This window comes from Streptomyces spinosisporus (assembly GCF_022698145.1).
Classification (GTDB): domain Bacteria; phylum Actinomycetota; class Actinomycetes; order Streptomycetales; family Streptomycetaceae; genus Streptomyces; species Streptomyces spinosisporus.
The window spans coordinates 161,717-186,750 of the sequence record NZ_JALDAX010000001.1; the positions used below are offsets into that span (position 1 = coordinate 161,717).

Annotated in this window: 13 protein-coding genes; 8 read left to right on the forward strand and 5 right to left on the reverse strand. The window is 69.3% G+C overall.

Annotated elements, in window-relative coordinates:
• Positions 1–3: 3 nt before the first annotated feature.
• The 3 genes from boxC to MQN93_RS00755 form a co-directional block, all read right to left on the reverse strand.
• Positions 4–1,626 carry a 2,3-epoxybenzoyl-CoA dihydrolase gene (boxC, locus tag MQN93_RS00745; RefSeq protein ID WP_242707855.1) on the reverse strand — a complete coding sequence of 541 codons (1,623 nt, stop codon included), beginning with the start codon at positions 1,624–1,626 and terminating at the stop codon, positions 4–6.
• 165 nt (positions 1,627–1,791) lie between these two features.
• Positions 1,792–3,321 carry a helix-turn-helix domain-containing protein gene (locus tag MQN93_RS00750; RefSeq protein WP_242707856.1) on the reverse strand — a complete coding sequence of 510 codons (1,530 nt, stop codon included), beginning with the start codon at positions 3,319–3,321 and terminating at the stop codon, positions 1,792–1,794.
• A gap of 64 nt (positions 3,322–3,385) precedes the next feature.
• Positions 3,386–3,583 (reverse strand): DUF4236 domain-containing protein, encoded by a 198-nt coding sequence (locus MQN93_RS00755; RefSeq protein WP_242707857.1) that lies wholly within the window; start codon positions 3,581–3,583, stop codon positions 3,386–3,388.
• Between the two features lie 324 nt (positions 3,584–3,907).
• Between MQN93_RS00755 and acnA the strand changes: the two genes are divergently transcribed.
• Both acnA and MQN93_RS00765 read left to right on the forward strand, forming a co-directional pair.
• Positions 3,908–6,625 (forward strand): aconitate hydratase AcnA, encoded by a 2,718-nt coding sequence (gene acnA / locus MQN93_RS00760; protein WP_308404221.1) that lies wholly within the window; start codon positions 3,908–3,910, stop codon positions 6,623–6,625.
• Between the two features lie 189 nt (positions 6,626–6,814).
• Positions 6,815–7,891: a hypothetical protein gene (locus MQN93_RS00765; protein WP_242707859.1), complete on the forward strand. Its 1,077-nt coding sequence runs from the start codon at positions 6,815–6,817 to the stop codon at positions 7,889–7,891.
• Positions 7,892–7,934: 43 nt separating this feature from the next.
• Here MQN93_RS00765 and MQN93_RS00770 read toward each other — a convergent pair whose 3' ends face one another.
• Positions 7,935–11,591: a CHAT domain-containing protein gene (locus MQN93_RS00770; RefSeq protein ID WP_242707860.1), complete on the reverse strand. Its 3,657-nt coding sequence runs from the start codon at positions 11,589–11,591 to the stop codon at positions 7,935–7,937.
• Between the two features lie 97 nt (positions 11,592–11,688).
• On the opposite strand from MQN93_RS00770, the gene MQN93_RS00775 reads away from it, so the two are divergent.
• Complete coding sequence (locus MQN93_RS00775) at positions 11,689–12,330, forward strand: hypothetical protein (RefSeq protein WP_242707861.1); 642 nt, start codon at positions 11,689–11,691, stop codon at positions 12,328–12,330.
• A 325-nt stretch (positions 12,331–12,655) separates the two neighbouring features.
• Entirely contained in the window at positions 12,656–15,928 is a 3,273-nt protein-coding gene (locus MQN93_RS00780) for a GH92 family glycosyl hydrolase (protein ID WP_242707862.1), read from the forward strand.
• A gap of 62 nt (positions 15,929–15,990) precedes the next feature.
• Here MQN93_RS00780 and MQN93_RS00785 read toward each other — a convergent pair whose 3' ends face one another.
• Positions 15,991–19,794 carry a GH92 family glycosyl hydrolase gene (locus MQN93_RS00785; RefSeq protein WP_242707863.1) on the reverse strand — a complete coding sequence of 1,268 codons (3,804 nt, stop codon included), beginning with the start codon at positions 19,792–19,794 and terminating at the stop codon, positions 15,991–15,993.
• Positions 19,795–20,161: 367 nt separating this feature from the next.
• Between MQN93_RS00785 and ngcE the strand changes: the two genes are divergently transcribed.
• From ngcE to MQN93_RS00805, 4 genes are all read left to right on the forward strand, one after another.
• A complete protein-coding gene (gene ngcE / locus MQN93_RS00790; RefSeq protein ID WP_242707864.1) occupies positions 20,162–21,616 on the forward strand; it encodes an N-acetylglucosamine/diacetylchitobiose ABC transporter substrate-binding protein in 1,455 nt (484 codons plus the stop codon).
• A gap of 50 nt (positions 21,617–21,666) precedes the next feature.
• Entirely contained in the window at positions 21,667–22,593 is a 927-nt protein-coding gene (locus MQN93_RS00795; RefSeq protein WP_016432090.1) for a carbohydrate ABC transporter permease, read from the forward strand.
• Positions 22,594–22,597: 4 nt separating this feature from the next.
• Positions 22,598–23,521: a carbohydrate ABC transporter permease gene (locus tag MQN93_RS00800; protein ID WP_242707865.1), complete on the forward strand. Its 924-nt coding sequence runs from the start codon at positions 22,598–22,600 to the stop codon at positions 23,519–23,521.
• A gap of 180 nt (positions 23,522–23,701) precedes the next feature.
• A complete protein-coding gene (locus MQN93_RS00805) occupies positions 23,702–24,901 on the forward strand; it encodes an ROK family transcriptional regulator (protein ID WP_016432088.1) in 1,200 nt (399 codons plus the stop codon).
• Positions 24,902–25,034: the final 133 nt, after the last annotated feature.

Below are 25,034 nucleotides of genomic sequence, written 5' to 3' on the forward strand. Positions count from 1 at the left end.
GGGTCACACTCGCTTCCGGTCGTAGACCGCCCGCTGCCCGGTGCCGTAGCGGCGCAACGCGCCGTCGGGACCCGAGGCATTGGGGCGTACGAAGATCCAGTTCTGCCACGCGCTGAGCCGCCCGAAGATCTTGGTCTCCATGGTCTCCGGGCCGGTGAACCGGTGGTTCGCCTCCATCCCGGTGAGCGCGTCCGGGCTCAGCGCCGCCCGGTTCTCCAGGACGATGCGGATCGCGTCCTCCCAGTCGAGGTCGTCGGGAGCGTCGGTGACGAGACCCAGATCGCGGGCCCGGGCGGCGGACAGCGGGTGCCCCGCCTCCCGCCGCAGCCAGTCGAGGTGATCCTCGTGGCCGTAGAAACGGGACTGGAGGCGCGACAGTCCGTTGCCCATGGGGAAGGTGCCGAAGTTGGCCTCGGACAGGGCGAGTTCGGCGCGCTCCTCGCTGTCCGGGTCCTCGATCGGTGGCCCGTCCAGCATGTACTGGACGTCGCAGGCGAGGGCGAGCTCCAGCAGTAGCCCGGCGAAGCAGCTGCCGGGCTCGATCAGGGCGACGAGGCTGCGGCTGGTGACGTCGAGGCGCTTCAGGGTGCGCTTGTAGTAGTGCAGGATCTCGTTCGCCAGCCAGTCGTCCTTCGCGCTCGACAACCGCTGTTCCTCGGCGAGTACGCGCTCGCGGTCGCCCTCGGTGCGCAGCACCCAGGTGCCCAGCTCGGGCTCGTTCGCCCGCAGCCGCAGGATCAGGTCGTCGAGCTCACGGGTGAGGTCGAGCAGCCAGCCGCCCTGGTCGCCGGGCCCGCGGACGGTGATCCGGACCAGCCCTCGCGGACGATCGAACTCGCCCCGCACATACCGGTAGAAGATCCCCTTGTCGCTGATCTCCCGCTCCAGCGGGGCGAGTTGCATGCCCCGCACGTCCGCCGGCCGGGGATGGCGCGCCGCGGCCTCCCGCGCCCGCTGCTCGACGACCGCACGGAAGTCCCGGCGCGGCACCACCTCGTCCACCAGCCGCCAGTCGACGGCCGTCTTGCCGCGTACGCCGTCGCTGCGGGTGGCGAAGACATCGGCGAGGTCCTTGCGCACATGGCGCTTGTCCGTCAGCCGGGTCAGCCCGCCGGTGCCGGGCAGCACGCCCAGCAGCGGCACCTCGGGCAGCGCGACCGTGGAGGAGTTGTCGTCGATCAGCAGGATCCGGTCGCAGGCGAGCGCGAGCTCGTAACCGCCGCCCGCGCAGGAGCCGTTGACCGCGGCGATGAAGGTGAGGCCCGAGTGCTCGGAGGCGTCCTCCATGGCGCCCCGGGTCTCGTTGGTGAACTTGCAGAAGTTCACCTTCCACTCGTGCGGGGAGCCCGCGAGCATCCGGATGTTCGCCCCCGCGCAGAACACCTTCTCCTTGGCGCTGGTCACCACCACCGCCCGCACCTCGGGATGCTCGAACCGCAGCCGCTGCACGGCGTCGTACAGCTCGATGTCCACGCCGAGGTCGTAGGAGTTGAGCTTCAGCTCGTACCCCGGCACCAGTCCGCCCTGCTCGTCGACGTCCAGCTCCAGCCAGGCCACCGGCCCGTCCGTACGCAGCCTCCAGTGCCGGTACGTCTCCGGGCTCCGGTCGAAGGACACCTCCACCATGCCGAGCGCCTCCTCGCGCCGGTGCGGGTACCGATGTCCTCGATGGTCTACAGAAGAGCGTCATGGCGTCAAGGTTCTGTAGAACAAAAAGAGGGCGGAACGCACCGCGGCGCCGGGCCCGCGGTACGGGGCCCGGCGCCACAGGGGGTCAGGGGACTCGGGGGCTCAGATGTCCCGGAAGATCTCGATCTGCGCCCCCACCGAGTTCAGCCGCTCGGCGAGATCCTCGTAGCCGCGGTTGATGACGTACACATTCCGCAGCACGGACGTCCCCTCGGCCGCCATCATCGCCAGCAGGACGACCACGGCGGGGCGCAGGGCCGGTGGGCACATCATCTCGGCGGCGCGCCAGCGGGTCGGGCCCTCTACCAACACCCGGTGAGGGTCGAGGAGTTGGAGGCGGCCGCCGAGGCGGTTGAGGTCCGTGAGGTAGATCGCGCGGTTGTCGTAGACCCAGTCGTGGATCAGCGTCTTGCCCTGCGCGACGGCCGCGATCGCCGCGAAGAAGGGGACGTTGTCGATGTTCAGGCCCGGGAAGGGCATGGGGTGGATCTTGTCGATCGGCGCCTCCAGCTTGGAGGGGCGGACGGTCAGGTCCACCAGGCGCGTACGGCCGTTGTCCGCGAAGTACTCCGCGGTGCGGTCGTGGTCGAGCCCCATCTCCTCCAGGACCGCCAGCTCGATCTCCAGGAACTCGATCGGCACCCGGCGCACGGTCAGCTCCGACTCCGTGACCACCGCGGCCGCCAGCAGGCTCATCGCCTCGACCGGGTCCTCCGAGGGGGAGTAGTCCACGTCGACGTCGATGTCCGGCACACCGTGCACGGTGAGCGTCGTGGTGCCGATGCCCTCGACCCGGACGCCGAGCGCCTCCAGGAAGAAGCACAGGTCCTGGACCATGTAGTTGGAGGACGCGTTGCGGATGACGGTGACCTGGTCGGCCCGGGCGGCGGCCAGCAGCGCGTTCTCGGTGACGGTGTCCCCACGCTCGGTCAGCACGATCGGCCGGTCGGGCCGCACCGCCCGGTCCACCAGGGCGTGGTACTGCCCCTCGGTGGCCGTGATGTCCAGCCCGAACCGGCGCAGCGCGATCATGTGCGGTTCGATCGTCCGCGTGCCGAGGTCGCAGCCGCCCGCGTACGGCAGCTTGAAGCGGTCCATGCGGTGCAGCAGCGGTCCGAAGAACATGATGATGGACCGCGTCCGTACGGCCGCCTCCGCGTCGATCGCCGCCATGTTCAGCTCGGCGGGCGGCACGATCTCCAGGTCGACCCCGTCGTTGACCCAACGGGTCCGCACCCCGATGGAGTTGAGCACTTCCAGGAGCCGGTAGACCTCCTCGATCCGCGCCACCCGGCGCAGTACGGTGCGCCCCTTGTTGAGCAGGGACGCGCACAGCAGCGCGACACACGCGTTCTTGCTCGTCTTGACGTCGATGGCGCCGGAGAGCCGGCGGCCACCGACGACGCGCAGATGCATCGGACCCGAGTAGCCCAGCGAGACGATTTCGCTGTCCAGGGCCTCACCGATACGGGCAATCATCTCAAGGCTGATGTTCTGATTCCCGCGCTCGATGCGGTTGACAGCGCTCTGACTTGTGCCGAGCGCCTCCGCCAGCTGCGCCTGAGTCCAGCCACGGTGCTGCCGGGCGTCGCGGATGAGCCTGCCGATGCGTACGAGGTAGTCGTCTGCCATGGGGTTGAGGTTATCTCAGATATGAGATGCGGCCCGTTGGGGGGTCCGTTCGGGTGACGCGCCGTCAACGCCGCCTAGCCGCACGGGTACGCCGCCACCCGAAAGATCCGGGCAAATCCATCGATGTCGTACGACGTCCCGTACTGCTGTGGGTGCGCCGGGGACCGTGACCGCCACCGGTGGTGATGGACCAGGAGTGCCGGTTGATGTTCAGGCGGACACCGGGAAGGATCCGGAAACTCTTGCGGAACGTGAGGGGCATCGTGCCTCCTTCCGAGGGTTCGGACTTTCGCCTCGGTTACCCCGGTTGGGGGCGGTGATGAGTGTGCACGGCGGAGAGTGGCACTCGGTGTGCAGTGGCGCACGCCGCAGTGGGGCCGGGCATGACCATCCCGCCCCCATGTACTAGAGTTATCTCGACATCGAGATATCTGCCGAGGAGCACCGCAGCCGCCACAGCAGTAAGGCTTACCTAACTTAGCCTTACCTTAGCGGATCGGTCCAGACGCCGTGGCGGCGCCACGCGGCGGTAGCCGCAACGTGTTGCCGTGTGGTGGGTACGCGCACATCAATGAAGGAGACTGTCGTGTCGGCGAACAGCTTCGACGCCCGCAGCACGCTGCAGGTGGGCGACGAGTCGTACGAGATCTTCCGGCTGGACAAGGTGGAGGGCTCGGCCCGGCTGCCGTACAGCCTCAAGGTCCTGCTGGAGAACCTGCTCCGCACCGAGGACGGCGCGAACATCACCGCCGACCACATCCGCGCGCTCGGCGGCTGGGACTCCCAGGCGCAGCCGTCCCAGGAGATCCAGTTCACGCCGGCCCGCGTGATCATGCAGGACTTCACCGGCGTGCCCTGTGTCGTGGACCTCGCCACCATGCGTGAGGCCGTCAAGGAGCTCGGCGGCGACCCGGCGAAGATCAACCCGCTCGCCCCGGCCGAGCTGGTCATCGACCACTCCGTCATCGCCGACAAGTTCGGCACCAACGACGCCTTCCAGCAGAACGTCGAGCTGGAGTACGGCCGCAACAAGGAGCGCTACCAGTTCCTGCGCTGGGGCCAGACCGCCTTCGACGAGTTCAAGGTCGTCCCGCCCGGCACCGGCATCGTCCACCAGGTCAACATCGAGAAGCTGGCCCGCGTCGTGATGGTCCGCGACGGCAAGGCCTACCCCGACACCCTGGTCGGCACCGACTCGCACACCACGATGGTCAACGGCCTGGGCGTCCTCGGCTGGGGCGTCGGCGGCATCGAGGCCGAGGCCGCGATGCTCGGCCAGCCGGTCTCCATGCTCATCCCGCGCGTTGTCGGCTTCAAGCTGACGGGCGAGCTCAAGCCCGGCACCACCGCCACCGACCTGGTGCTCACCATCACCGAGATGCTGCGCAAGCACGGCGTCGTCGGCAAGTTCGTCGAGTTCTACGGCGAGGGTGTGGCGGCCACGAGCCTCGCCAACCGCGCCACCATCGGCAACATGTCGCCGGAGTTCGGCTCCACGGCCGCGATCTTCCCCGTGGACGACGAGACGCTGAACTACATGCGTCTGACCGGCCGCACCGACCAGCAGGTCGCGCTCGTCGAGGCGTACGCCAAGGAGCAGGGCCTCTGGCTGGACCCGAAGGCCGAGCCCGACTTCTCCGAGAAGCTGGAGCTGGACCTCTCCACGGTCGTCCCCTCCATTGCCGGCCCGAAGCGCCCGCAGGACCGCATCGTCCTCGCGAACGCCGCCGAGCAGTTCAAGCAGGACGTCCGCAACTACGTCGACATGGTGGACGAGGCGGGCCAGGAGTCCTTCCCGGCCTCCGACGCCCCGGCCGTCGCCCCGAACGGCGCCCCGTCCAACCCGGTCACCGTGACCGCCCCCGACGGCTCGACGTACGAGATCGACCACGGTGCGGTGACGGTCGCGGCCATTACCTCCTGCACCAACACCTCCAACCCGTACGTCATGGTCGCCGCCGCCCTCGTGGCGAAGAAGGCCGTCGAGAAGGGCCTGACCCGCAAGCCGTGGGTCAAGACCACCCTCGCCCCGGGCTCCAAGGTCGTCACCGACTACTTCGACAAGGCGGGCCTGACCCCGTACCTCGACAAGGTCGGCTTCAACCTCGTCGGCTACGGCTGCACCACCTGCATCGGCAACTCCGGCCCGCTGCCGGAGGAGGTCTCCAAGGCGGTCAACGACCACGACCTCGCGGTGACTTCGGTCCTGTCCGGCAACCGCAACTTCGAGGGCCGGATCAACCCCGACGTCAAGATGAACTACCTGGCCTCCCCGCCGCTGGTCGTCGCGTACGCCATCGCGGGCTCCATGAAGGTGGACATCACCCGTGACGCCCTGGGCACCGACCAGGACGGCAACCCGGTCTTCCTGAAGGACATCTGGCCCTCCGAGGCCGAGGTCAACGACGTCGTGGCGAACGCCATCGGCGAGGACATGTTCAACAAGTCCTACTCCGACGTCTTCGCGGGCGACGCCCAGTGGCAGGCGCTGCCGATCCCGACCGGCAACACCTTCGAGTGGGACGCCGAGTCGACCTACGTCCGCAAGCCCCCGTACTTCGAGGGCATGCAGCACGAGCCGGCCCCGGTCTCCGACATCTCCGGCGCCCGCGTCCTCGCCAAGCTCGGCGACTCGGTCACCACCGACCACATCTCGCCCGCCGGCGCCATCAAGGCCGACACCCCGGCCGGCCAGTACCTCACGGAGCACGGCGTGCAGCGCCGCGACTTCAACAGTTACGGCTCGCGCCGCGGCAACCACGAGGTCATGATCCGCGGCACGTTCGCCAACATCCGCCTGCGCAACCAGATCGCGCCGGGCACCGAGGGCGGCTACACCCGCGACTTCACCCAGGCCGACGCGCCGGTGTCGTTCATCTACGACGCCTCGCGCAACTACATCGAGCAGGGCATCCCGCTGGTCGTCCTGGCCGGCAAGGAGTACGGCTCCGGCTCGTCCCGTGACTGGGCCGCCAAGGGCACCGCGCTCCTCGGCGTCAAGGCCGTCATCGCCGAGTCCTACGAGCGCATCCACCGCTCGAACCTCATCGGCATGGGCGTGCTCCCGCTGCAGTTCCCGGAGGGTGCCACCGCCGAGTCCCTCGGCCTGACCGGCGAGGAGACCTTCTCCTTCACCGGCGTCGAGGAGCTCAACAACGGCACCACGCCGCGCACGGTCAAGGTCACCACCGACACGGGCGTCGAGTTCGACGCGGTCGTCCGCATCGACACCCCCGGTGAGGCCGACTACTACCGCAACGGCGGCATCATGCAGTACGTGCTGCGCTCGCTGATCCGCAAGTAAGCGGCACCGCAGGGCAGTTGAGGGCCGCGTTCTCCGGTTCGCCGGGGAACGCGGCCCTCGTCGTACCCACTCCGGGTCCGCGTTCTCCCGAGCCCCCGCGCCGATTGGCCGCAGTCGTGCCGGGTAGGTGCCGTTCGTGTGCGTGTGACGCGTCAGGCGCGTGGGAGCCGACGAGATGCGGGGGCGGCAGTGGCGTACGGGACCGGGCGGGCGGTGCAGGAGGCCGAGCAGAGGGTGGCGGAGTTCCGCTCACTGGCCAGAACGGATCCCGGCACGTACGAGCCCGAACTCGCCCTGGCGCTCTACGCCCTGTGCCAGGAGCTGAGGGACACTCAAGCGTTTGTCACCGCCGCGTTCTTGGAGCGCTGCGACGAGGCCATCGCCCTGCACCGGCGGCTGCTCGGCACGAACCCGGCCTCCTATCCGCAGCTCGGCATCCTGCTCGGCTGGCGGGGCTTCGCCGAGTACCGGCGCGGCGGACACCAGCAGGCCGTGGCCTTCCTGGAGGAGAGCGTCAGCCTGCTGAGGGTGGTGGTCCGGCGGATCCCCGGCGGAAAGTTCGACCGCCAACTGCCCAGGGCCCTCGCCCTCTTGGCCTACGCGCTGCAGGAGGTCCAGGACCATGCGGCCGCGCTCAGCGCGGCCAGGGAATGCGTCTCCATGTGGCGTGAGCTCGACAGCGAGCCGCCGTACGACGTCGACGGCGGACTCGTGGGCGCACTCCACACCCTGTGCCAGGCCCTCCAGGGAGCCGGACGTCAGCGGGAAACGCTGGGGCCCGCCGAGGAGTCCGTGGCCATCAGCCGGGTTCGCCTCGCGGCGAACCCGGGCCTGGACGAGGAGCGGCTGCTCGCCAACGGGCTGGACCTCCAGGTCGCGGCGCTCGTCGCACACGAGCGGTGGGAGGAGGCGCGGGCCCCGGCCGTGGAGGCCGTACGGCTGTATGCCCACGTGCACCGCAGGGGCGACCACAGGGGCAGCGTCAATTACGCCTCGGCCAGGGTCAATTACGCCATCCTGCTGCACCGCGCCGGGCAGATCTCCGACGCCAAGTACGAGGCGTCCATGGCCGGCATGGAACTGCTGCGCCGCGCCCGCGACGCGTCGGACCCCGCCGGAGCGGCGCGGGTCGCGAGCCAACTCGCCGGGCTCATGAACGATCTGGGCATGAAGCGCAGGTCCGCGAACTTCGTCGCGAAGATGAACGCCCGGCTCCAGCTACGCCCCCGAGGACGGTGGCGGCTCTTCTCGAACGGCCGGGCCTGAGCGCTTCACGAACGGCCGGACACCAACCCGGCCATGGAACGGCTCAGGGACCGCTGTGGACGAACGGCGCCCACAGGTCGGGGGCGTCGGGGAACCGGTCGCGCAGCCGTCGGGTCACCTCGTGCAGGGCGTTCGCGGCGCCGTCCGCCGTCGGGGAGTCACCGAGCAGGCGGTAGAAGCGGCGGGCCGCCATGGCCGCGACCGTGTCGTTGACCGACCACAGCGTGGCGACGACATGACGGTACCCGGCGAGCTGGAAGGCGGACGCCAGATGGATCGCCTCGTCGGCCTGGTAGACGCTGCCCTGCCCGGTCGAACACGCCGACAGATAGGCCAGTTCACCGGAGCGCAGCCGCAGCCTGCTGATCTCCGGGACGGGCAGCCGGGTGTCGTGCAGATGCAGCGTGTTGCGCGACGGCTTGACCGGGTGACCGCTCGCATGGCACGCGAAGTGCGCCCAACTGGCCCGGGGCAGCGCGTCCAGCACGGCGGCCGCCGTGGCGTCGGCGTCGGACAGCGCGACGGCGTCGGGACGGCCGGCGAGCAGCCGCGCCGCTTCGGCCGCGGTGCCGGTCAGGTCGGGCATGCCCGGGGTGTGCCGCATGGTGACGGCCAGTTGGGTGCGGGTCTCGGCGACCGGCCGCTGCCGGGCGTGCAGCAGCGCCCGGACCGTGGGGGCGTACGAACTGACGACGTGGTCGAGGGCCGACGGGCCCCCGCGCCGGCCGGCCGCGTGCAGCGGCAACAGGGCGAGGGGGCCGGTGGGTACCCACCACACCCTCGGCAGCGGCTCACCGGGGACGGACGGGCCGAGCCGGCCCAGCGCGGCCAGCACCGGTTCGACGGTCGTCTCCCACAGCCACTCCAGCAGCTCGGGCGTGGCCCCGCCGGACCCCAGATAGGTCATCTTCCGGCCCTCGTGGCCGGGTACGGGTTCAAGCCCGGCCAGGGCGTGGGCGTGGGCCTGGGCGTCCTCGGCGGTCAGGCCGGGCAGCGGCACCCGGTCCAGCGAGTCGGGCCGTATCAGAACCGCGTCCCCGCCGAGCGAGCTCACGTTGACGAGCACCACGCAACCGTCCGCGGCGGCTCGCCGCAGGTCGGCGGCGCGGGGCGGGGCCAGAAAGCCGGCGAGACCGGGCAGTTCACGGATGCGGCGCAGCAGGTCGTTCCACCGGTCGGCGGTGTCGAGCGGTGAGCGCCGCAGGGCGGCCGTGCCCGTCAGGTCGTGGACGCGGTTGTACGACCGCCGGTCCGCCTCCGCCCGGAGCTGTTCGAACTCGGCGGCCAACTCCGGTGCGGCTGCCGCGAGTTCGGCGATGTCACCGCGGGCGTCCAGGCGCTGGGAGAGCAGGATGCCACGGCCCAGTTCGGCCAGTTCGACCGCGCCCGACACATCGCCGAGGGCGAGATGGGCGGCGGTTGCCTCGCCGATCAGCCCCTGGCTGCCGACGAGGACCTCCTCCTGGTCGGACCACGCCATCCCCTGCACGGCGCACTCCGGCAGCGCCTCCACCGCCGAGCGGAACACCCGTGCGGCCTCGGGGAGTCGGCCGGTGCTCAGTGCCAGCAGCGCGATGTTCAGCTGCCCGGTGGCCCGGGACACCGGCGTCGCGGTCGCGGCGGCCCTGGAGGCGGCCTCGACGAGCCGGGACACCGCGTCCGCCGGGATGCCCGCGCCGCCGGCCCGTTCGTGCCGTTCCCGGTAGGCGACCGCGAGGTTGTTGAGCAGGTCCAGCCGCGCGGGCGCGTGCGTGCCGCCGGAGGCGGCCACCGACCACTCGATGAGGCTCACCGCCTCGTCGAGGTCCGTCGCCGGCCCCGTGCCGCGCTGGTGGCGGTGGAACAGCGCCCCGGCGAGCGCGGCGGCGGTGCGCGGCCGGTCCGGGTCGTCGGACGCGGTCCCGTCGAGCGCCTTCCGGCTGTAGTCGATGCTCGCTTCCAGGTCGGCGGGGTCGTGGTCGGCCCCGAAGCGCTCCAGGAGATGCCCGGCGAGGTTGGACCGGAACAGCGCCTGCTGCGCGGGGCCGAGAGGGCTGCAGGCGAGCGCCTGCTCGCCGAGTTCGACGGCGGTGTCGAGATCGTCGCGTTCCCGGCTGCGGGCGAACTGCGCCGCGTACGCACTGGCCAGGCTGTCCAGCCGGGACGCGCGCTCGACATGGTCGTCGCCCAGCGACCGCACCGCCCTGTGGCCGAGGTCGATGGCGTGGTCCAGGTCGGCTTGGGCGCCGAAGTGCTCGTAGCGGTACCGATGGGCGACCGAGAGGGTGCCGAGGCAGACGCTGCGCTGCTCTGGGCTCAACCCCGGGTCGGCCAGGGCCTCTTCGCCGGCTTCGATGCACCGGTTGAGATCGCGGGGTTCACCGGTGAGCCGGTAGCGCCTGGCCAGGGTGGAGGCGAGGTTGGTCAGCGCGATGCCGCGGTGGTCGGCCGGGGCGAGGGCCAGCGCCTGCTCCGACAGGTCGATGTCGGCATCGAGATCACCGGGTTCTCCCCACCGGGCGAAGCGGAGGCCGTGCGCCGCGGCCAGCTGGCCGAGGATCTGCGGACGGTCCGGATGCCCCGGGCCGGTTGCCGCGAGCGCCGCACGTCCCCGCTCCACGGCGGTGTCCAGGTCCGCCCGGTCGCCGGTCAGGCGGTGCCGCTCCGTGTGGTCGACGCAGAGGTTGGCCAGCAGCCGGGCCTTGTCCGGATCCCGGGGGCCGAGCAGGGTCGAGGCCTCCTCGCCGTGGGCGATGCAGGCGTCGAGATCGGCGGCATCACCCCGGGTGCTGAACCTGCGTTGGTAGGACTCGGCGGTCAGCCGCAGTATCAGGGGCCGTGACGGATCACCGGCCTCCGTCGCCGCGAGGACGCGCTCCGCGTTCCGGATCGACGCGTCCGCGTCCTCGGGCGCTCCGTAAAGGTCGAACAGCTGCTGGTGGACGGCGGTGAGGTCGATCAGCAGGTTCCTGCGGTGGTCCGGTTCGGCGATGGGCAGCGCCAGCGCGCGCTCGCAGCTGTCGGCCGCACGGTCGAGATCCTCGCGGTCCCCGCTCTCGGCGAACCGGTCCCGGTAGGCGATCTCGAGATGGCCCAGCACGGTCGCGCGGTCCCAGGCCGGCGTCGGCTCGGCGGTCAGCGCGCGCTCGTACCACTCGATCGCCGCGTCACGGGCGTCCGCGCCGCCGACGGCGTGGTAGCGGCGGTGGAAGGCGAGCCCGAGCCCGAACAGTGCCTCGGTGTGCTGCTTCCCGCCCGGTTCGGCGAGTTCCAGGCCCTCCCTCGACCACGCGACCGCCGCGTCCAGGTCGGCGAGGTCACCGGCCTCCGCGAACCGCGCGCGACAGCACTCCGCCAACTTGTTCAGGAGCAAGGGGCGTTGGGGGTCGTCCCGGGGCACGGCGGCCAGGGCCCGCTCTTCGCACTCCACGGCGGCGTCCAGATCGCCGCGCCGTCCGGTCATTTGGAACAGGAAGCGAAGCCCGTCGCCCGCCGCGCCGAGACACAGGCCGCGGTACGGGTAGTCCGCCGGCGCCCGCTGCAAGGTGCTCAGCAGCGCGTCGACCGCCGATCGCAGGGCGGCCGGGTCGTCGGATGCCGACGCACCGTTCACGGCCGTGACCGACTCGGCGAGCACATCCCGGATGTCGCGGGTGTCACCGTCCGGGACGGGCGGTGACCCGGTCGTCCCGTCCGTCCCCCGACTTCTCCTCCACCGCATCTCTTCACGCTACCGGCGGTTGGCGGTTCGCCACAGGCCACCTCGGATCGCATCCGATCCCGCACCCGCGGCGAAGCCGCGATCTAGAGTGCGTGGCATGGCCAACGAAGAACGACTGCCCCACTGGCGGGCCGAGTTGATCGCGAGCCTGGAACAGCTCGGTGCCCTGGGGGCGGAACTGCGGGACGACGGGCCGGAGTTCGAGGCGGACGCGCTCGCCGAGGCGGACGAACTGCTGAGGCGGGCCTCTCGTGCGGTCGAGGAACTGTCGGCCCGGTACCCGCGGTTGGACGCGGACGAGCTCCGTACGTCCCCTGCGCGCGGCATCGACACGCTGAGCGTGGTCTACACCGTCGGGATCACCACCCTCGTGCTGCCGTTCGTGCAGACGCTGGCCCAGCGCGCCGGTGAGGACGCCTACCGGGCCCTGTGCCGGATCATCGGCCGGCACGGCCGCTCGTCGCGGCGGAACGCCGAGCCCGGCCGTGTCGTCCTCGGCGACCGGGAGACCGACGTGCGCGTCGCCATCGACTCCCGCGTCGACGCAGCGGCCCTCGCCGCGCTCCAGCAGGTCGACTTCGCCGACGAGTCGCTCCAGGAGGCCACACTCCGCTGGAACCCGGACCGCTCCGCCTGGGAGACCGAGCCGGGACGCGCCCGGGTCAGCCTGTGGCTCCCGGGCGACCCGCTGGACGAGGACTGGGACAGGAACAGGGACGGAACGGCCACGTCCGGCTGACGCCTCCGCTCAGGGCGGACCCGGTGGGGTGTGTCGGGCCACCGGGTCCGCGAGCCGGGCAGGCCGGGGGAGTACCTGGTCCGGATGGTGCTGGCTTGTGGCGACGCAGTGCTGCGACAACGTTGTCTGATAGTCTGTATGCAACCTTACCGCTTGAACGGACAACGATGTCAAGACAGTTGGCGGCCGAACCCGTCCGGGCGCCTTCCGCGCGAGCCCCCGCGCCCCCACGCGCTCTTCCGTGGTACGCGTGGCGCACGCTACTGTCCCTGCGGCTTGTGCGACCTGTGGTGCGCGACCCGTCCGAAGGAGGAGGGGCCGCCCCATGCGTTTCCGTCCTACGTCCCTGCTGCTGGCCGCGGTACTCGCGGTCGGCGGCGCCACCCCCGCCCTCGCGGCGACGACCTCACCACCGGACCTGGTCAAGGACCCGGCCGCGTACGTCGATCCGCTCATCGGCACCCGGAACGGCGGCAACGTCTTCCCGGGCGCCGTCACGCCCTTCGGCATGCTCTCGTGGAGCCCGGAGAACACCAGGGGCGACGCGACCAGAACCGCCGCGCCCGGCGGCTACCAGTACGACGCCACCCGCATCCGCGGCTTCAGCCTCACCCATATGTCCGGCACCGGCTGTGCGGGCGGCAGCGGCGACATCCCGTTCTTCCCTTACGCCGGCGAGGTCACCTCCTCGCCCGCGAGCGACACCAAGGACGCCGTCTACGCCTCCGGCTTCAGCCACGACGACGAGACCACGGAGCCCGGCCACTACAAGGTGCGGCTCGCGTCCGGCGTGACCGCGGACCTCGCGGCGACGGCCCGGACCGGCTCGGGCCGCTTCACCTTCCCGGCCGACAAGCCCGCCTCCCTGCTCATCCGCACCGCCAACTCCGAAGTGGGCTCCAGCGCTTCGGACGTACACATCGACCCGAAGACCCGTACTGTCTCCGGCTCGGTCACCTCCGGCAACTTCTGCGGCTACCTCGACCCGGAGGGCCAACGCGCCTACTACACCCTCCACTTCACCGCCCGCTTCGACCGCGCCTTCAAGGCGACCGGCACCTGGCAGGACGACAAGCTCAGCCCCGGCTCGACCGAGGCGAGCGGCGGCACCGGCGGCTTCTCCAATGGCGGACAGCCCGTCGCGGGCAAGGGCGCCGGCGGCTACGTCGAGTTCGAGCCCGGCTCAGGACCCGTGAACGTCAAGGTCGGCATCTCCTACGTCAGCCAGGCGGGCGCCGCCGCCAACCTCGCCGCCGAGAACCCGCCGCACCGCTCCTTCGACGCGGTACGCGATGCCGCCCACCGCGCCTGGCGCGAACGCCTCGGCGCCATCCGGGTCGGCGGCGGCACCGACGCCGAGCGCACCACCTTCTACACGGCGCTCTACCACGCGATGATGCACCCCAACGTCATCAGCGACGTCGACCGCCGATACAGCGGCAGCGACGGCAAGGTGCACCGGGTCGCGCGCGGACACCAGGCGCAGTACGGCACCTTCTCCGGCTGGGACGTCTACCGCGACCAGGTGCAGCTACTGACCCTCCTCAGCCCGCGCACGGGCTCCGACGTCGCGCAGTCGCTGTACGAACTGGCCCGGCAGAACGGCGGGGTGTGGGACCGCTGGCTGCACGGCGCGAGCGGCACGCACGTCATGAACGGCGACCCCTCGCCGACCGCCCTGGCCGGCATCCGCGCCTTCGGCGGCACGGACTTCGACCTGGACGGCGCGCTGGACTCGCTCGTCAAGGCGGCCACCGTCCCCACCGAGCAGGACCTCTCCTCCGCCGGCAAGCCGGTGCTCTCCGTCGGTCAACGGCCCTCGCTCGACAAGTACTTGAAGCTGCACTACATGCCGTCCGTGTCGAACGCCTGGGGCGGCGCCGCCGAGACGCTGGAGATGTCCGGGGCCGACTTCGCCCTCTCCCAGCTCGCCACGGCCGCGGGGGAGAAGAAGACGGCAGCCACCTTCGCGAAGCGTTCCCAGTGGTGGCAGAACAACTTCAACATCGCGGCCGACCCCAGCGGCGGCTACATCGCCAACCGCAAGGCCGACGGCAGCTGGGTCACCGGCTTCACCCCGTCGACCGGCAACGGCTTCGTCGAGGGCACGGCCGCCCAGTACACCTGGATGGTGCAGCACAACCCGGCCGGCCTGTTCGCCGCGATGGGCGGCAAGGACCAGGCCATGGCGCGCCTCGACTCCTTCTTCCACGACAGCGACGGCAGCTGGGCGTTCACCGGCAGCGGCGGCGACAAGTCCGAGCTGGACAACGAGCCGTCGATCAACGTGCCCTACCTGTACGACTACGCGGGGGCGCCCTACAAGACCCAGGAGACCGTCCGGGCCGCGATGAAGCAGCTCTGGACGACACAGCCGGAGGGCATCCCCGGCAACGACGACCTCGGCGCCATGTCCTCCTGGTACGTCTTCTCCGCCATGGGCATGTACCCCCAGGTGCCGTCCCGGGCCGAACTCGCCCTCGCCTCACCGCTGTTCCCGCGCATCGAGATCGACCGCCCGCACGGCGGCGACATCTCCGTCCGCGCCGACGGGGCGGCGGCCGACGCGCCGTACATCCACTCCCTGAAGGTCAACGGCCGTACCAGCGACCGCTCCTGGCTGCCCGCCTCCTTCGTGCGCGACGGCGGCAGGCTCGACTACACGCTCTCCGCGACGCCCGACAAGGACTGGGGCAGCGACCCCGCCGACGCACCGCCCTCCTTCCGTGACGGCGAGCAGCCGTACCAGATCGGCGTCGGCCCCACCGCGGCGACGATCGCACCCGGCGACAGCACGAAGGTCGGCATCCGTGCCCTGTCGATGAACGGCGGCAGCGGGCCCGAGGTGAGGTTCGAGGTCGACGTGCCCGAGGGGCTCACCGCCACGCCGGCCGAGGGCACCGTCACCGGCGGCACCCAGGAGATCACCCTCTCCGCCGCCGAGGACGTCAAGCAGGGCTTCTACGACGCCGAGGTCACGGTGACCTCGGGCGACACGTCGTACGAACAGCCCGTGGCCCTGACCGTGGCCGCTCCCGGCACGCTTCTCGCCGCCTACAACAACACCGGTGTCTCGGACGACGAGGGTGACCACGACGAGGCCGACTACGACGGCGGCGGCTGGAGCTACTCCCGCCAGGCCCTCGCGGCGGCCGGTCTCACGCCGGGCGGGCAGGGCACGGTCGACGGGCTGACGTTCACTTGGCCCGACTCGCCGAGCGCGCGCCCGGACAATGTCTCGGCGGCCGGGCAGAGCATCGAACTCGCCGCCCCCGCGGCCTCGTTGTCGTTCATCGGCAGCGCGGTCAACGGCAACCAGCAGACCAAGGCCACGGTCACCTACTCCGACGGCACCACCGACACGATCGACCTCTCCTTCACGGACTGGACCGTCGGCGGAGGCGGCGGCACCGTCCAGTACGGCAACGAGGTCGTCGCCGAGACCGCGTACCGCAACGTCGCGGGCGCGGACAAGGACCCGGTGGCCACGTACATCTTCGCCACCAAGCCGTTCGCGGCGCCGCAGGGGAAGACGATCACGAGCGTGAAGCTGCCGCAGAACACGGATCTGCACGTGTTCACCCTCGCGACCGGCTGACGTAAAAGCAAAAACAAGGGGGCCGCGTCGCGAGCGACGCGGCCCCCTCACTGTTCAGCGGCTCACGCGAGCAGCTCGACCTCCGAGACCACCGCCTCGCCGTCGAGCACCAGGCGGTACTTGCCGTACGTACCGGGCGACTTCACGGAGAACGCGCGGGTCTGCCTGTCCCAGCGGAAGGACTCCCCGGACCGCTTGTCCAGCGTCTTCCAGGTGGTTCCGTCGTCGGAGCCCTGGAGCGTCCAGCCGGTCGGCGCCTTGGTGTGGTCGCCGGACGACGTCACCGTGTACTGCAGGCCCTTGACCGGACCGGAGACCGGCAGGTCCACGGACGTGACGGTCGCGTTGGTGGCCGAGGTGTTGTCGAACAGCGCCCCCTCGCCCTTCAGCACGTCCGCCCGCGGGGTCGGCACCTTGTCGTCCTTGGTGATCGACACGGGCGCCGCGCCCTTGCCGCTGCCCCACTTCGAGGGCTTGGAGCCCATGTCGAAGTCGAGCACCCCGCCCTTCTGCAGCAGGTCGTTCGGCAGCGAAGTCTTCGACCAGGTACGGCCGTTGACCTTCAGCCCCTGCACGTAGACGTTCTTCGTGCTGTTCTTCGGCGCCCTGACGACCAGGTCGTGGCCGTTCTCCAGATGCACCGTCGCCTTCTTGAACAGCGGGGAGCCGATGGCGTACTCACCGCTGCCCATCACCAGCGGGTAGAAGCCGAGCGAGGAGAAGAGGTACCAGGCCGACTGCTCGCCGTTGTCCTCGTCGCCGTGGTAGCCCTGCCCGATCTCGCTGCCGGTGTAGAGGCGGGAGAGCACCTCGCGCACGTTCTTCTGCGCCTTCCAGGGCTCGCCGGCCGCGTCGTACATGTAGTTGACGTGGTGGGCGACCTGGTTGGAGTGCCCGTACATGCCCATCCGGACGTCCCGCGCCTCGGTCATCTCGTGGATGACGCCGCCGTAGGAGCCGACGAACTCGGGAGAGGCGGTCTCGGGTGTGGCGAAGTACTCGTCCAGCTTGTCCCCGAGGGCCTTCTGCCCGCCGTACAGGTTGGCCAGGCCCCGGCTGTCCTGCGGGGCGGTGAAGGCGTAGCCCCAGCCGTTGGTCTCCGTGTAGTCGTAGCCCCACACACGCGGGTCGTACTTCGCGGAGTCCACGCGCCAGTCGCCCTTGGCGTCCCGGCCCTGGAAGAAGCCGGCCTTGGAGTCGAAGAGGTTCACGTAGTCCTGGGCGCGGTTGAGGAAGTACTCCGACTCCTCCTTGTAGCGCTTCTCACCGGTCTTCTTGTAGAGCGCCTTGCCCATCTCGGCGATGCCGTAGTCGTTGACGTAGCCCTCCATCGCCCACGAGAAGCCCTCACCGGTGTCGGTGCTCGTGTAGCCGAGGAACGGCGAGGTGGCCATGCCCTTGCGGCCCACGCCGGAGGACGGCGGGACGACGGTCGCGTTCTTCACGGCCGCGTCGTACGCCGCCTTCGCGTCGAACTTCACGCCCTTGACGTACGCGTCCGCGAAGGCCACGTCCGAGGAGGTGCCGGTCATCAGGTCCGCGTAGCCGGGGGAGGACCAGCGCGAGGTCCAGCCGCCGTCCTTGTACTGCTGCACGAACCCGTCGACCATCTCGCCCGCCTGAGAGGGCGTTAGGAAGGAGTACGCCGGCCAGGTCGTCCGATAGGTGTCCCAGAAGCCGTTGTTGACGTACACCTTGCCGTCGACGATCTTCGCGCCGGTGTGGGTCGGGGTGTCCGGGTTCGGCATCGGCGAGAACGGCGAGGCGTACTGGTACTTCGAACCCACCTTCTCGAAGCCGGAGTTGGGGTACAGGTACAGCCGGTAGATGCTGGAGTACAGCGTGGTCAGCTGGTCCGGCGTCGCACCCTCGACCTCGACCTTGCCGAGCAGCTTGTCCCAGGTGTGCTGGGCCTGCTTCTTCACCGCGTCGAAGGACCGGCCGGCCGGGATCTCCTGGCGCAGGTTGTCCTTCGCCTGGTCGACGCTGATCAGCGAGGTGGCCAGGCGCAGGGTGACCGTGTGGTCGGAGCCCGCGTCGAAGCGCAAAAAGCCCTTGACCCCGCTGGAGGACCCGTCCGTCACCTTCTTGTCGAAGACGCCGTAGACGAAGAGCCGGGTGGCGCCCGTCGACAGCCCGGACTTCACGTCCGAGTAGCCGGTGACGATGCCGTTGTCCTTGTCGAGCGTGAGGCCCGCCTGGTCGGTGACGTTGTCGAAGATCACGCTCGCGTCGTCGCCCGGGTAGGTGAAGCGCAGCGCCGCCGCGTGGTCGGTCGGGGCCATCTCGGCCTTCAGGCCGTTCTCGAACCGCACCCCGTAGTAGTACGGCCGCGCGGTCTCGTTCTCGTGCCGGAACGCCAGCTCACGGACCTCACGGCCGGTGTCCGGGGTGCCGGAGGCCACCGACGGCATCACCTGGAAGGTCTGCCGGTCACCCATCCAGGGGCTGGGCTCGTGGCTCGCGCTGAACGACTGGATCGTCGGCAGGTTGTCGTCGTTGTTCGCCCGCGAGTAGTCGTACAGCCAGCTCAGCGACGACGAGTTGGTCACCGGCGTCCAGAAGTTGAACCCGTGCGGGGTGGCCGTCGCGGGGAAGTTGTTGCCGCGCGAGAAGCTGCCGCTGGAGTTGGTGCCACGGGTGGTCAGCGCGTAGTCCGACAGATGTGCCTTCGGCTTCTCGGGCGCCACCCGCTTCAGCGCGATGTCGTCCAGCCAGCCGCGGAACTTCGCTGGGCCCTTGGGGGAGTCGTACGCCACCAGGATCCGGTCGACGGTCTTGCCGGCCGCGACCGAGCCGATCCGCGAGGTGACGTTGTTCCACTGGTTGACGTAGAGGATCTTGGCGGCGCCCTGCGCCTGCGGCGTCAGCCCGAAGCCGTGCTGGTCGGTCGCGCCCAGGTCGCTGAGGTAGGTCCCGTCGGTGAAGGCCAGGTCGACGGAGACGTTCGTCGCGTCGTAGTCCCGGTCCTTGTCCGCCATCTGCGGGAACACCCGGTAGGAGAGCTGGGTGTCGCGGTCGACGGCCACGTTCACGTCGAAGACCTTGTTGTACGAGTACGCCCGCCCGTCGGCGGTGTGCCGTCCGGCGTAACGCAGGGCCTTCTTTCCGGTGAAGCCCGCGGCCGCCTTCGCGGTCGGTGAGCCGCTCGGGCCGTGGTCGACCAGCGAGAGCATGTCCTGCGGGACCGGGTTGTCGCTGTCACCGGTGGAAAGCTGCAGGTCGGCGAGTTGCAGGATGTCCGCGGCGCCGTTGTTCCTGGTGATGTCGAGCCGGAAGTGCTGGTACTCGGCCGGCTCGGCGAGGTCGTACTTCTTGGTCTGGAACCGCTCGCCGAAGGTCTCCCCGGAGCGGGAGTCGAGGGTCTTCCAGTCCTTGCCGTCGCTGGAGCCCTGAAGGGTCCAGTCCTTCGGGTCGCGCTCGGCGAAGTCGTTGGCCGAGGTGAGCGCGTAGTTCGTGATCTTCAGCGGCTTGTCGAGGTCGAACTCCACCCAGCCGGTGGCCTCGAAGGCCAGCCACTTGGTGGCCGACTCGCCGTCGACGAGGTTCTCCTTCACCTCGCCGCCGCCGGTGTTCTCACCGCTGGCCCGGACGTCGGTGACATGGTCGTTGACGTTCCCGGGAATGCCGCTGCTGTATCCCCCGTCCACACCGGAGGCCCGTTTGCTGCCGTCCGCCTTGGTGTCGACCGTGTTCAGCCAGTCCGGCGCCGGATCGTCCGTCTCGAAAGAGGAGGCGAACGACCGGTCGGCGGCCGGTGCCTTGGCCGGAAGTGCCGTGGCCGCCCCCTGCGCGCCCACCGCCATAGCAAAAGCGGCCGTCAGCACGACGGCCGGACCCCATCTGTGCCTGGTTCTGTGCCCCATGTGCCAGCACCCTCCCTGGGCTTGTGGACAACGTTGTCAACTTAGCCACGCAGAGACCAGTAGTGGGTCAAGTGGTCAGTGATGTCAAGGGTGTTGCCTGTGGCATTCGGGGTTTATGTCGCGGATTTTTCCGGCAAGGTGGTCACAGGGGGCTCATATTTCCGCGAGGTCTCAACTCGGATAAGACCATCGGCCAACCTTGCATTCGATCTTGCTCCGTTGGCGGGAAGTGGACTATACCTGTCGGCGATTCACCCCATCCGTACTACACGATCCGCACTTCCTGCACGACCCTGCTTGACCTGACCGCGGTGCCGGGGAGGATCCGGTTCACCGCCTGAGTCCTGGAGAAGGCGAGGACTTGAGCATGGGATCCACTTCCGCCGAGAACAACGGCACGACGGGTGTCGGCCGCCGCGATCTGATCAAGCGGTCCGCCGCGCTCGGCCTGATCTCCGTCCCCACGATGAGCTTCCTGTCGGCCTGCGCGAGCGGCGGCGGCGACGACAACGGCGACAAGGCCAAGGCGGGCAAGAAGACCGCCAAGAACCCGCTCGGCGTGAACGACACCGCGGGCATGGAGTTCGTCCTCTTCGACGGCGGCTTCGGCAAGGAGTACGCCGAGGACGCCGTCAAGATCTACGAGAAGAACTTCCCCAAGGTGAAGGTGAAGTTCTCCGCCACCCAGAAGATCCAGTCCACCCTGCAGCCCCGCTTCAACCAGGGCACCCCGCCGGACCTGATCGACAACTCCGGCGCCGAGCAGATGGACATGGGCGTCCTGGTCGGCAAGAAGCAGCTCGCCGACCTCACCCCGCTGCTGGACGCCCCGTCCTACGACGACCCGAACAAGAAGGTCCGCGACACGCTGCGCCCCGGCATCGTCGAGATGGGCCAGTTCGACGGCGACCCGGTCTGGATCATGTACTACGCCTACACGGTGTACGGCGTCTGGTACTCGCAGAAGGCCCTCGACTCCCTCGACGCGGAGTACCCGAAGACCTGGGACGAGATGCTCGCCGTGTGCGAGAAGGCCAAGAAGAAGGGCATGGCCGGCTGGACGTACGCGGGCAAGTACCCGTACTACGTCCCCTTCTCGCTCTACCCGATGATCGGCAAGGTCGGCGGCCGCGAGGTCCTGGACGCCATCGACAACCTGGAGCCGAACGCCTGGAAGCACCCGGCCGTCAAGGCCTGCTTCGAGGCCTACTACGAGCTCTACAAGAAGGGCTACATCCTCAAGGGCACGCCCGGCCTGGACCACATCCAGTCGCAGACCGCTTGGGCCAAGGGCAAGGCGCTGTTCATCCCGAACGGCTCCTGGGTGGAGAACGAGTCGGCGAACGTCATCCCCAAGGACTTCAACCTCGCCGTCTCCGCGCCCACCGGCCTCGACAGCTCCGACAAGCTGCCCTTCGGCACCATCTGGGCCTCCGGCGGTGAGCCCTTCATCGTCCCGGCCAAGGCGAAGAACCCCGAGGGCGGCATGGAGCAGCTGCGCATCATGCTCAGCGAGGCGTCCTCGAAGAACTTCACCTCCAAGGTGAAGTCGCTGACCGCGTTCAACGGCGGCACCACCGGCATCACCCTCACCCCGGGCCTCAAGTCCGGTGTCGCGGCGCTGGAACTGGCCAAGGACAACGTCCTGAACCCGCGCATCCAGGACTGGTACGTGCAGCTGGAGAAGGAGCAGATCGGTGTCGCGGGCCTCGGCGAGATGATGGCCGGCCGCGCCACCCCGGCCGAGACCATCAAGAAGATCCAGGGCTTCGCGGACGCGGCCGCCAAGGACAGCTCGATCAAGCACTACAAGCACCAGTGAATGCCCGTCACGAGCGGCAGCACCGGCCCGGAAGATCGGGGTAGGCAGTAATGCAGCACGGCAAGTACCGGTTCATCGTGGGGTTCCTGGCGGTTCCCCTGGGGCTGTACGCGCTATTCGTCGTCTGGCCGTTCATCCAGTCCATCTACTACTCGTTCACGGACTGGACGGGACTGAGCCCCGAATTCAAGATGGTCGGCTTCGACAACTACGACAGAATGTTCCACGACGACATCTTCTGGAAATCGTTGTGGCACAGCCTGCTGTTCGCGTTGGTGCTGCCGCTGGTGACGATCAGTCTGGCGCTCTTCTTCGCCTTCATGATCAATGTGGGCGGACGCAGAAGGAGGGGCGGCCCGGTCATTTCCGGTGTCCGGGGCTCCTCCTTCTACAAAATCGTCTATTTCTTCCCGCAGGTGCTCTCGATCGCGATCGTCGCCCTGCTGTTCGCTTTCGCGTACAACCCCGACAGCGGCGCCATCAACGCGCTGTTCCGGGGCATCGGGCTCGACAGCCTCCAGCCGCTGTGGCTCGGCGATCCCGACCTCGCCCTGTGGTGTGTGATGGCGGTCCTCGTCTGGTCCACGGTCGGCTTCTTCGTGGTCCTCTTCTCCGCCGGTATGGCCTCCATTCCGGCAGATCTGTACGAGGCCGCGCTGCTCGACGGCGCGAACCGCATCTCCACGTTCTTCCGCATCACCCTGCCGCTGCTGTGGGACACCGTGCAGTCCGGCTGGGTGTACATGGGCATCCTCGCCCTCGGTGCCGAGTCGTTCGCGGTCGTACAGATCATGACGACCGGACCCGGCGGACCCGACTACTCGACCACCGTCATGGTCCTGTACGTGTACCAGAAGGCGTTCCGTGACGGACAGGCCGCCTACGCGACCACGATCGGCGTCGCCCTGCTCGTCGTCACGCTGGCCTTCGCGGCGATCGTGATGCGTCTCGGCCGGCGCGAGCGGCTGGAGTACTGATCAGATGAAGACGACCGAGACCCCCGCCCCCGTGCCCGCCGAGTCCGGCGCCACCGTCAGCAAGGTCGACACAGCGGCCCGCCCGCAGAAGAAGCCGAAGAAGGAGGGAGGCGTCCTCAACGCCTTCTCCCACGGCTTCCTCATCCTGTGGGCGTTCATGGTCGTCATGCCTCTGCTGTGGGCCGTGATGACGTCCTTCAAGGACGACAGCTCCATCTTCTCCTCGCCCTGGGCGCTGCCGGACAAGCTGCACTTCGACAACTGGGCGCGGGCCTGGACCGACGCCAACATGAGCGACTACTTCCTCAACACCATCCTGGTGGTGGGCGGTTCGCTCATCGGCACCCTGGTCCTCGGCTCGATGGCGGCCTATGTCCTCGCCCGCTTCGACTTCCCGGGCAACCGCTTCATCTACTACCTCTTCATCGGCGGCATGAGCTTCCCGATCATGCTGGCGCTGGTCCCGTTGTTCTACGTCGTGAACAACATGGGCCTCCTGAACACCATCCACGGCCTGATCCTGGTCTACATCGCCTACTCGCTGCCGTTCACGGTCTTCTTCCTGCACGCGTTCTTCCGGACGCTGCCGACCTCGGTCGCGGAGGCGGCCTTCGTCGACGGCGCCTCGCACAGCCGGACGTTCTTCCAGATCATGCTGCCGATGGCCAAGCCCGGCCTGATCAGCGTGGGGATCTTCAACTTCCTGGGGCAGTGGAACCAGTACATGCTGCCGACGGTGCTCAACACCGACCCGGACAAACGGGTGCTCACCCAGGGTCTGGTGCAGCTCGCCGCCAGCCAGGGCTACAAGGGCGACTGGTCGGGCCTGTTCGCCGGTCTGGTGATGGCCATGCTGCCGGTCCTGGCGGCGTACATCGTCTTCCAGCGGCAGGTGGTCCAGGGGCTGACGGCGGGGGCGCTGAAGTAGCGTTCCGAAGCCTTCGAGCGCGCCGTCCCCGACCGCGGGGGCGGCGCGCCCCTGTGTGTCCAAGAACCCGGATGCGGTTCAACCTCTTGACGGGAGGCGACCCGAACGGCTCAGCTTAGAGTTCACTAGTTGGACATAGTCGGGGCCTCATCGAAGCGGTCCCGCGCGCAGGAGGTCGTCGTGGAGACTCCGGGGTCGCAGTCGTCACTGCACCGAGCCAACCTGGAGCGGGTCGTACGCGCCGTGCGGCTGGCCGGGTCGCTCACGCAGGCGGAGATCGCGCGGACCACGGGACTGTCGGCGGCGACGGTCTCCAACATCGTCCGCGAGCTCAAGGACGGCGGAACGGTCGAGGTCACGCCCACCTCGGCGGGCGGCCGCAGGGCCCGCAGCGTCTCGCTGAGCGGCGACGCCGGCATCGTCATCGGGGTCGACTTCGGGCATACGCATCTGCGGGTCGCGATCGGCAACCTCGCCCACCAGGTGCTGGCCGAGGAGTCCGAGCCGCTGGACGTGGACGCGTCCTCGGCGCAGGGCTTCGACCGGGCGGAAGAGCTGGTCAACCGTCTGATCGTGGCCACGGGCGTCGACCGTTCCAAGATCGCCGGGGTGGGCCTCGGCGTGCCCGGGCCGATCGACGTCGAGTCCGGCACCCTGGGCTCCACCGCGATCCTGCCGGGCTGGACCGGCACCCGGCCCGCCGAGGAGCTGCGGGGGCGGCTCGGCGTGCCGGTGCACGTGGACAACGACGCCAACCTCGGTGCCCTCGGCGAGCTGGTCTGGGGCAGTGGCCGGGGGGTCAAGGACCTGGCGTACATCAAGGTCGCGAGCGGTGTCGGCGCCGGACTGGTGATCAACGGGAAGATCTACCGGGGACCCGGCGGCACCGCCGGTGAAATCGGACATATTACACTCGACGAATCCGGTCCCGTCTGCCGCTGCGGAAACCGCGGATGCCTGGAAACCTTTGCCGCAGCGCGCTATGTGCTTCCGTTGCTCCAGTCGAGCCACGGCACCGACCTCACGATGGAAGGCGTCGTACGGCTGGGCAGGGACGGAGATCCGGGCTGCCGTCGGGTGATCGCCGACGTCGGCCGTCACATCGGCAGTGGAGTCGCGAATCTCTGCAATCTGCTGAACCCGAGCCGTGTGGTCCTCGGTGGTGATCTCGCCGAGGCCGGTGAGCTGGTGCTCGGGCCGATAAGGGAGTCCGTCGGCCGCTACGCCATCCCCAGCGCCGCGCGTCAACTGTCCGTTCTCCCGGGGGCACTTGGGGGCCGTGCGGAGGTGCTCGGGGCGCTCGCTCTCGCGCTCAGCGAGATGGGCGATTCGACCCTTTTGGACGGCACGCTGACAGCAGTCACCCCTGCCTTCACTTAGAGAACGGATGGCACCGTTGCCATCTCGTTAAGGATTTACTTCTTGACGTCGCACGTGCGGCCGAGTTGACTTCCAGCCACCTCGGCCGCAGTGTCGCGGCCTCGTCAGGGAGGTTTCTGAAGTGAACACGCGT